Source organism: Pseudomonas sp. MWU13-3659, from assembly GCF_023757525.1.
GTDB classification, from domain to species: domain Bacteria; phylum Pseudomonadota; class Gammaproteobacteria; order Pseudomonadales; family Pseudomonadaceae; genus Aquipseudomonas; species Aquipseudomonas entomophila_E.
This window is the reverse complement of record NZ_JAMSHW010000061.1, coordinates 1-8,465: the sequence shown is the minus strand read 5'-3', so window position 1 is coordinate 8,465 and position 8,465 is coordinate 1. Positions and strand designations below refer to the sequence as shown.

At 58.6% G+C, this 8,465-nt stretch carries 5 protein-coding genes and 2 pseudogenes; 2 read left to right on the top strand and 5 right to left on the bottom strand.

What is annotated here, in order from left to right:
* Window positions 1-328: pseudogene (locus tag NGM28_RS28140) on the bottom strand (DUF4225 domain-containing protein); the annotation flags it as partial.
* On the bottom strand, window positions 325-810 hold the full coding sequence (locus NGM28_RS28135; RefSeq protein ID WP_252092503.1) for an Hcp family type VI secretion system effector: 486 nt from the start codon (window positions 808-810) through the stop codon (window positions 325-327). The gene NGM28_RS28135 and the pseudogene NGM28_RS28140, both read right to left, overlap by 4 nt.
* Window positions 811-1,353: 543 nt before the next feature.
* On the opposite strand from NGM28_RS28135, the gene NGM28_RS28130 reads away from it, so the two are divergent.
* The gene (locus NGM28_RS28130; RefSeq protein WP_252092502.1) at window positions 1,354-5,448 is read left to right on the top strand and encodes a DEAD/DEAH box helicase; all 4,095 of its coding nucleotides are present in this window, start codon (window positions 1,354-1,356) and stop codon (window positions 5,446-5,448) included.
* 633 nt (window positions 5,449-6,081) lie between these two features.
* On the opposite strand, the gene NGM28_RS28125 is transcribed toward NGM28_RS28130, so the two are convergent.
* The 3 genes from NGM28_RS28125 to NGM28_RS28115 all read right to left on the bottom strand — a co-directional run bounded on the left by NGM28_RS28125 (window position 6,082) and on the right by NGM28_RS28115 (window position 7,817).
* Window positions 6,082-6,795, bottom strand: a complete 714-nt coding sequence (locus NGM28_RS28125) for a DUF4225 domain-containing protein (protein ID WP_252092501.1) — start codon at window positions 6,793-6,795, stop codon at window positions 6,082-6,084.
* Window positions 6,792-7,277, bottom strand: a complete 486-nt coding sequence (locus tag NGM28_RS28120; RefSeq protein WP_252092500.1) for an Hcp family type VI secretion system effector — start codon at window positions 7,275-7,277, stop codon at window positions 6,792-6,794. The genes NGM28_RS28125 and NGM28_RS28120 overlap by 4 nt, the downstream gene beginning before the upstream one ends.
* Before the next feature lie 381 nt (window positions 7,278-7,658).
* Complete coding sequence (locus NGM28_RS28115) at window positions 7,659-7,817, bottom strand: type II toxin-antitoxin system YhaV family toxin (protein WP_252092504.1); 159 nt, start codon at window positions 7,815-7,817, stop codon at window positions 7,659-7,661.
* A 411-nt stretch (window positions 7,818-8,228) separates the two neighbouring features.
* On the opposite strand from NGM28_RS28115, the pseudogene NGM28_RS28110 reads away from it, so the two are divergent.
* A pseudogene (locus tag NGM28_RS28110) lies at window positions 8,229-8,465 on the top strand (IS256 family transposase); the annotation flags it as partial.

The window sequence follows — 8,465 nt, the reverse complement described above, 5'->3', positions numbered from 1 at the left end:
AAATACCGGCACCGGTGATAATCTGCCCTGTCCCGCCAACAACACCAATCGCTTGCAAAGTGATGCGTTCCGACTGAGTTTTCAGCCTGTCCCTCTCATTCCTCAGCTCAATAAGCGCATCCCCAGCACTGGATTTACGGTCGTACACATCATCCAAAACTCGCCGCGCGTAATAAGCCAGTTCCCGATTGAACTGCATCCGCAACCGCCGATCACTCAGGTGTTTAGCACTGACCCCACAGCCATAACTGATCAACCGAGACGCCGCCGCATTCACCTCCCAATACGCCTCATCCAGCCGCCCACCATATTCTTCGCGCTGGCTCATAGCTCTTCCCCCCACGTGGCGTACCCGGTGGTACCGGCAGCGTGATGAATCCAGCTGATGGCCCGATAGCTGATAAGCAGCCGCTCCTCGGCATCCTGGTCGGTCAAGAGCGTCGCGTGGGGCACGTCCAGCTCCTGGCTGACGACCACCGCGCCCTCCAGCCTTACGGAGAAGTACTTTTCCCGATGGCCCGCCGGATGAATGCGGTACAGCTGGATATCGCAGTCGACCACCTCCCGGCTGTCCACGGCCTGGGCCAGCAAGGGTGTGGCCTTGTCGATGTGCTTGGTGATCACCACGGGCTGATGCACGGCACGTTGGTTGGTATCTGGGGTGGCAATAGCGTGATTGAAGGACAGCACCGTTATTTCGTCCTGGTGCACAAGCTGGCATTTGTTGCCAATGGATGGCTGGGTATTGCACCCCGCCGAAATCAACCCCTGTCGATTGCCTTTGATACTCATGTAGCCGTTGAGCGCCATGGTCTGCTCTCCCTGTAGACAAGGGGTGCAGCCTACGAAAACGACAACAGGTTGTATGCCAGACGCTTCCCAAATTTCCGCCGTTCGCGGAACGCTCTGTTTATTTCGACCGCTGCTGGCACGTTCCGCGAAGAACCGTCGGTAGCCCCGGAATCATCGTGGGAGCGGGCTTGCCCCGCGATGCAGGTAGAAAGACGGCCAGCGAACGCATGCTCAGCCACAAGACTCCCTGAACATATGCTTCGCGGCACGACTGGAAGTTCTGAGAGCTCCTTGACTCGAAGCCCACAGAACACCCGACGACTGCAGCAATTGCTGTTCGATCGGGGTGAACGCCAGGCGTCCGGCCAAGTAACCGTCCAAACGCCCGCATTGAAGCGATGCCTGGTGCTATCCTCTTTCACCGTTTTTTTATAATCCGAATCAAGCACTGCAATAGGTAGGCATGGCGCCAAGTTGCTGTCGAGGCCGACCTCAGCGCGAACATCGCCAGGTGACTTGAACCATGGCGCCCGTGCCACAACCGCATCAAAGAGATCCAGGATGTCGCTTAGCACCCTCTCCCCCCATTCGCTGCCTGATCATTGCAAGGCTGTGCTCTATGCGCTGGTAACCTCGGTTCCTGGCAAAGGCAAGACCTCGCTGCTCAAACTGCTGCGGGCCATGGAGATCCGTGACGATGGTGGCAGGCTGCTTGACGCCACGACCTTGCCCGCCTTGCTGGAGTGGCTGCAAAGCCAGGGCTGGATCGAAGTCGAGCAGCGCAACGAAGGGCTATATTTCTGCGTGGCAGCACAGTCTCGTAACAGCGTGCTCCTCAGCCTGCTGGGCACAGCCGAGGGGAGACTGCGCTTGCACCGGATCAACGCCAGCTTGCCTGCACTTGGGCAATGGCAAATGCCTGGCAAATCCCGAGTACTCCAAGAACTTTGGCTACGCCTGCTGAGCGGTGACAGTCAGCGACTGCCCGAGTCGCTGTACCTGTCGGGCAGGCTGCTCCCCGCGAGCGAATGGCATGCCCAGCACCCTATGCGCCTGCTGCAGTGCGATCCGGCCGGGCGGGAAGTGATCGGCAAACTGGACGAGACGGTACGTGGGCTGCTGATCGAGGATCACCTGCGCCTGAACAACGACCTGCTGGGGCCGGTAGCCGAGAGCTATGCATTGGCCAAGCAGGAGATGGCACTCAGGCCGTGCCCCGCACTGCGCCTGCAACTGATCCAACAGGCGCTTTGGCGTGGCGACTGGGCGGCGCTGCAGCACTATGGCGAGCAAGAGCTGCCGCTGACAACACAGTGCCTGCAGTCGATGCTGCGCGGCCAGCCCGACGAGACCCTGCGATTGCTGCGGGCTTGGCTCACCGATCAGCGCAAACAGACCAAAAAGCGCAAAATCGACCTGCCACCGTTGCTCAATGCACTGTACTGCCTGGCGCTGATCGCTGAGAACGACAGCCAGCACTACGCTGCGCTCAAACAGGCACTGGTTCTAGGTACAAAGGAAAACTACGGCAGCGCTTATCCCGCGCTCTATCAGGTGTTCGAGCGCTTGCAAGGCAACACGCCGGACTTGTCGTACCTGCGGTCAACCACCCTCAATGGCCTGGATGGGCTGATGCTCTCCCTGGCACTGTACTGGCTGGATGCCCCACTCGCGCGTGGGCCCGATTGGCGCGCGAAGCTGGAAGATTACCGAGGCGAACTCGATCAACAGGATTACAGCTGGCTGGCGGCAGAATTCGACGCCCTGATCACCATGCAATTCGGCGTGCCCCGCCAGCTTCAAGACCTGCATCACGATGCAGGTTTCAAACCACTGACTGCGCTGCTTCAGCGCCAGGAAGCCTGGCAGCATGCCCTTAGCGCACTGAGCCAGCTGAAACCGGCCAATGCACCGGCCGCCGCAGCTGGCAAGAAGAGCACCCGCCTGGCGTGGTTGTTGAATCTTCATCGCTACGGCAACCAGCTTGAGCCGCGCGAGCAGAAGCTGGGGGCCAAGGGACAATGGAGCAAGGGCCGGCCCGTGGCACTCAAACGCCTGATGGACGAGGGCGACAGCCTGGACTTTCTCTGCGAGCAAGACCGCCAGGTGATCAGCACCATCCAGGTCAGCCAGTCCTTCTATTCCCACGCCGAGTACGAATTACCGCTTGGCATGGCCCTGCCCAGGTTGGTCGGTCATCCGGCGTTGTTCTGGCAAGATGCCCCTGACACACGCATCGATCTCCAGGCAGGCGAGGCCAGCCTGCACCTTCAGGCCGAGGACGGGCAGATCCATCTGCGTCTCGAGCCGCCGGGCATCGTCACCGCCGACACCTTCTACGTTCATCAGCAAACACCGACCCGTTTGCAGATCTACCCGGTCAACAGTGATCTGCGCCAGATCGCCAGGATCATCGGCGACGGCCTGCGCGTACCGCAATCGGGCAAGGCGCAACTGATAGAAGCCGTCAGCGCCATCGCCCCGCTGCTGCCCATCCATTCGGACCTGCCCGAGCTCTCGGTCAACCTTGAACAGGAGCCTGCCGATACGCGCCTGTACGCGCATTTGCTGCCACTTGCCGAGGGCTTGCGCTTGCAACTGCTGGTGCGCCCTTTGGCCGAGAGCAGTTGGTTTCGCCCGGGCCAGGGCGCGCAGAACCTGCTTGGCGAGCGCGACGGCAAACCCTTGCAGGTCTGCCGCGACCTGGCGGGCGAACGCCAGGCACTGCAACAGGTACTGCATGCCTGCCCCGGCCTGGCCAACGCCACTAGCGATGGCCAGGAATGGCAGCTGGACCAGCCTCAGGATGCCTTGCAGGTACTCGGCGAACTGCATGCGTTGGACGGCGACTTGCTGCACTGCGTCTGGCCAGAGGGCGAGCGCCTGCGCATAAAGGGCCGCGTGAACCTGGACGCGCTCAAGCTGGGCGTGCGCAAACAGGGTGACTGGTTCATCCTGCAAGGTGAAATCGCACTCGATGACGGCAAAGTGCTGCAACTGCGCCAGCTTCTGGAACTGCTCAAGGCCAGCCCCGGACGTTTCCTCAAGCTCGACGAGCGTGACTGGCTGGCACTCGACAAGCGCTTGCGCAAACACCTGGAGGAACTGGCGTATCTGGCTGATCGGGTCACGGACCAGGGCCTTCGCCTCAGCCCGTTGACTACCCCGTTGCTGGCCGGGCTGGCCGCCGAGGTGAGTGAGTTCAAGGCCGATAAAAGCTGGCAGGCGCACCTCGAAAAACTGCAGTCGATGCGCGACCTCCAACCTCAGCTCCCTCGCACCCTGCAGGCCGACCTGCGCGCCTATCAGCATGAGGGTTTCACCTGGTTGGCACGCCTGGCTCAATGGGGTGTCGGTGCATGCCTGGCCGACGACATGGGCCTGGGCAAGACGGTACAGCTCCTGGCCGTTCTGCTGCAGCGGGCCGCCGGTGGCCCGCAACTGGTCGTGGCACCGACGTCGGTAACCCTCAACTGGCAGGCTGAGAGCCGGCGTTTCGCGCCACAACTGAAATTGCATCTGTATCAGCAAGCACGCAGTCTGGCAGATCTCGGCCCCGGCGATCTGGTGATCGCCAGCTATGGGCTATTGCAGCAGGACAGCGCAGCCTTCGCCGCCTGCCACTGGCACAGCGTTGTGCTGGACGAGGCCCAGGCCATCAAGAATGCCCAGACCAAACGCTCTCAAGCAGTGATGGCCTTGCAGGCCGATTTCCGCGTGGTCGCCACCGGCACCCCGCTGGAAAACCACTTGGGCGAGCTGTGGAACCTGTTCCGTTTCATCAACCCGGGGCTGCTCGGCAGCCAGGAACACTTCAACAGCCGCTTCGCTACCCCCATCGAGCAGGGAGATGCAGCAGCCCGACGGGCTCTGAAAGCGCTCATCCAGCCCTTTATCCTGCGCCGCCTGAAAAGCCAGGTGCTCGACGAATTACCGGCACGTACGGAGATTACCTACAAAGTACCGCTGTCCGATGAAGAGGCTCACCTCTATGAGGCCCTTCGCCAGCAAGCGGTGAGCAATGTCTCTGATCTGGCGCCCGGGGCAGGCAGATCATTCCAGATACTCACGGAAATCACCCGTCTGCGCCGGTTCTGTTGCCACCCGGCCCTGGTGACTCCCGGCTCGACCCTGCCTGGCAGCAAGTTCCAGGCTGTCACCGCGATCGTCGAAGAGCTTTTGGACAATGGCCACAAGGCCTTGATCTTCAGCCAGTACGTCGATCACCTGAGTATCGTCCGTGCCTGGTTCGATGAAAAAGGCATCGCCTACCAGTACCTCGATGGCAGCGTGCCCGCCAAGGAACGGGAAAGCCGAGTCAATGCCTTCCAGGCTGGCGCGGGTGAAGTCTTCCTCATTAGCCTGAAAGCTGGTGGTAGCGGCCTAAACCTTACCGCCGCCGACTATGTGATCCACCTCGACCCCTGGTGGAACCCGGCGGTGGAGGATCAGGCCAGTGACCGTGCCTATCGCATCGGTCAGCAGCGTCCGGTGACGATCTACCGGCTGGTAGCCGAGAACACCATCGAGGAGCAGATCGTCGCCCTGCATGCGCGCAAACGAGACCTGGCCGACAGCTTGCTGGAGGGTGGTGAAGTGAGTGCCAAGTTGGATGCTGATGCCCTGTTGGCGCTGCTTGCGGGCTCGTTGCAATGATCGGGTGGGCGTAGGGCAAGCATGGGCTGTACTCAGGGTTGTTGGGAAGGCAAGCTGGCAAGGCTGCGACCAAGCCGCTCCGGATCGCCACCGACAATGACATCAATCATGCAGCCCTTGAGCCACATCACGACAACATCCTTATCCAGACAACTTTGAGTCACAAAGGCTACAAAACCTGCAGAAAACCTCAGTTTGGTAGCCTATGAGCGACAAAATTACAGAGCCGCTCGAGATACAGTGCGCTGCGCTTGTTCAGTGTCTAGTAGGTACTTCGGCGGGCCGCGACCTGCCAGATGACCTGGCGCACTGCATGCTCTTCACGTTTCGCACTCGACAAGTGCCCTAATTCATATAGTCCGACTGATAAAGCCTATATAAACCAAGCGTGAAACAAAAACATAGCCATGCTGATAGTTATCACTATATTTAACTCCCGCTCAAAACCATCGCCATAGTCAAATGAATAGTTAATCAGCCCCGAGCCACCAAATAACTTCAAGTAAACAGCCATCATCAATATGCTAAACAATGTCATTATTGTTGCCAGCGCCCTCCTGCGGAGGACAATTTTGGCAAAACATATGGTCAACAAGACATCAAGCCCAACAAACAAAAGAAGACCTTTCATAGTCACTTTTTGTACTCTTTGTACAGATCAATTGCGGTAGGTGTATTGAGTGCCGCCTCAGCTCCCATTGCTGTGTTACTCATCTGCCGAATCGCAGCCTCTTTGTCAACACGATAGTATTTGTATAGACGCCATGCATCGGGCTTAAGTACAGGTCTAAACAAGGCACCTATAGACAATGATAAGTCAGCAACTAGATAAGCCGCCTTCCCCTCGCGCGCTGTATAACCTAATGCTTTCGAAACCTCTTGATAGCCCTTTTTAACAGGCCCCTGAATATCGTCACGCCCCTCGTACAACCCCCTGAGATTTTCATACACATTATTTGCTCCATGTGCAATCAAAGGCCCGCCCACTACAGCACAGAGCGTCCCCAGTGAGCCGTAGCAAATGCCACCTCCTGTTACTAGCTGCCCCACGCCACCGAGAAGCCCAACTGACTGCGTGGCAATTCTATCCTTCTGAAGTTGAAGGCTATTTTTCTCTGCTTTCAATGCAGCAAGCGCCTGCTCTGGTTCCATCTGGCGCTCATACACATCGTTTACCACCCGTCGCGCGTAGTAGGCCAACTCCCGGTTGAACTGCATCCGAAGCCTGATGTCGCTCAAATGACGCGCGCTGACCCCGCAGCCATAGCTGATCAACCGAGAGGCCGCCGCATTCACCTCCCAATACGCCTCATCCAGCCGCCCACCATATTCTTCGCGCTGGCTCATAGCTCTTCCCCCCAGGTGGAGTACCCGGTGGTACCGGCAGCGTGATGAATCCAGCTGATGGCCCGATAGCTGATAAGCAGCCGCTTCTCTGCGTCCTGGTCGGTCAAGAGCGTCGAGTGGGGCACGTCCAGCTCCTGGCTGACGACCACCGCGCCCTCCAGCCTGACGGAGAAGTACTTTTCCCGATGTCCCGCCGAATGAATGCGGTACAGCTGGATATCGCAGTCGACCACTTCCCGGCTGTCCACGGCCTGGGCCAGCAAGGGTGTGGCTTTGTCGATGTGCTTGGTGATCACCACGGGCTGATGCACAGCACGTTGGTTGGTATCAGGGGTGGCAATAGCGTGATTGAAGGACAGCACCGTTATTTCGTCCTGGTGCACGAGCTGGCATTTGTTGCCAATGGATGGCTGGGTATTACACCCCGCCGAAATCAAGCCCTGTCGATTGCCTTTGATACTCATGTAGCCGTTGAGCGCCATGGTCTGCTCTCCCTGTAGACAAGGGGTGCAGCCTACGAAAACGACAACCGGTTGTATGCCAGACGCTTCCCAAATTTCTGCCGTTCTCGGAACGCCCTGTTTATTGCGACGTAAAGGAACTGCTGGCGCGCTCCGCGAAGAGACGTCGGCAGTACAGGAATCATCGTGGGAGCGGGCTTGAATTGCGATGCGATTGCGCAGAAGGTGTCTGCCGACTATCGCACCGTTTATCCCTGATCAGATTTGTTCAACTGTGCTCGGGTACCGGACGAGACGCCCTGAGAAGCTCACCGAAGGTACCCAGCATTACGCCATGCTTGAGCATCCCCCTGGAAACCGCATCGGATCGAGAGCCATCCTTGCGAAGGGTCGCCTCGTCGTTCAGCCATACTGGAAGAAAAGGCGATAGCGATTGGGAAGCCCGGCTATCACCCTGCGCCAGTGCCGACAGTTCTTTCCGAGCGAATTGCCCTGAAGGTAGGTCCTGGCACCAGGAGCTTCCGGAACGCGCTCCATGATGTAGGTGTCGCCCTTTTCCAGAAGCTTGAAATGGAGATGGTGATGAAATCCGTCCGGGTCTTTAGCGCCAGTGTCTCAGCTTCGGCAATCAACGCTTCGAAGCGCCCGAGAAACAGCGGATGGCCAAACAGCGCCCAATCATTGACTATCGTCATCGTCCCTGACGGCATGTTTCAACCCTCTAGCAGCTCGTTACGCTCGCGATTCGCTTGCGCCCGAGCCCGAAGATGCGCCATGCGATTTAGCAACGATGCGGGGATGGGCTGGATAAGTTCCGGGTTCTCGGTAGTGTCAGCGTGCACAAGCTCGAGAAAGGCTTTTTTAGCCTCCTGCGCTTCGCGCTCGGCAGCTAGAAGTGCCACTTTCACTCTTGATTTGGAGAGGGTGTCAGAAATTTTGTGTTCGGGCATAACATGAGTATGAGGTGCATGTATGCCAACCAAAAAGAAACCCTTGCGTGACCTGCCCAAAATCCCCAAAGAGCTGCTGGAGCAGTTCGGTGAGGGCCTGATGTCCGCAGAGGCTATCGAGGATGCCTCTGCGGCGTTCAAGAAGGCTCTGATCGAACGCGCTTTGAGTGCCGAACTCGGCCTCCACCTGGGTTATCCGTCGGGCGCGCAGCGCCCAGAGGATGAAACCAACCAGCGTAACGGCAAGAGTGGAAAGACG

What these genes read in the sequence shown, in the direction of transcription:
- NGM28_RS28135 (WP_252092503.1), bottom strand. Translation starts at nt 810, where the DNA reads ATGGCGCTCAACGGCTACATGAGTATCAAAGGCAATCGACAGGGGTTG.
- NGM28_RS28130 (WP_252092502.1), top strand. Translation starts at nt 1,354, where the DNA reads ATGTCGCTTAGCACCCTCTCCCCCCATTCGCTGCCTGATCATTGCAAG.
- NGM28_RS28125 (WP_252092501.1), bottom strand. Translation starts at nt 6,795, where the DNA reads ATGAGCCAGCGCGAAGAATATGGTGGGCGGCTGGATGAGGCGTATTGG.
- NGM28_RS28120 (WP_252092500.1), bottom strand. Translation starts at nt 7,277, where the DNA reads ATGGCGCTCAACGGCTACATGAGTATCAAAGGCAATCGACAGGGCTTG.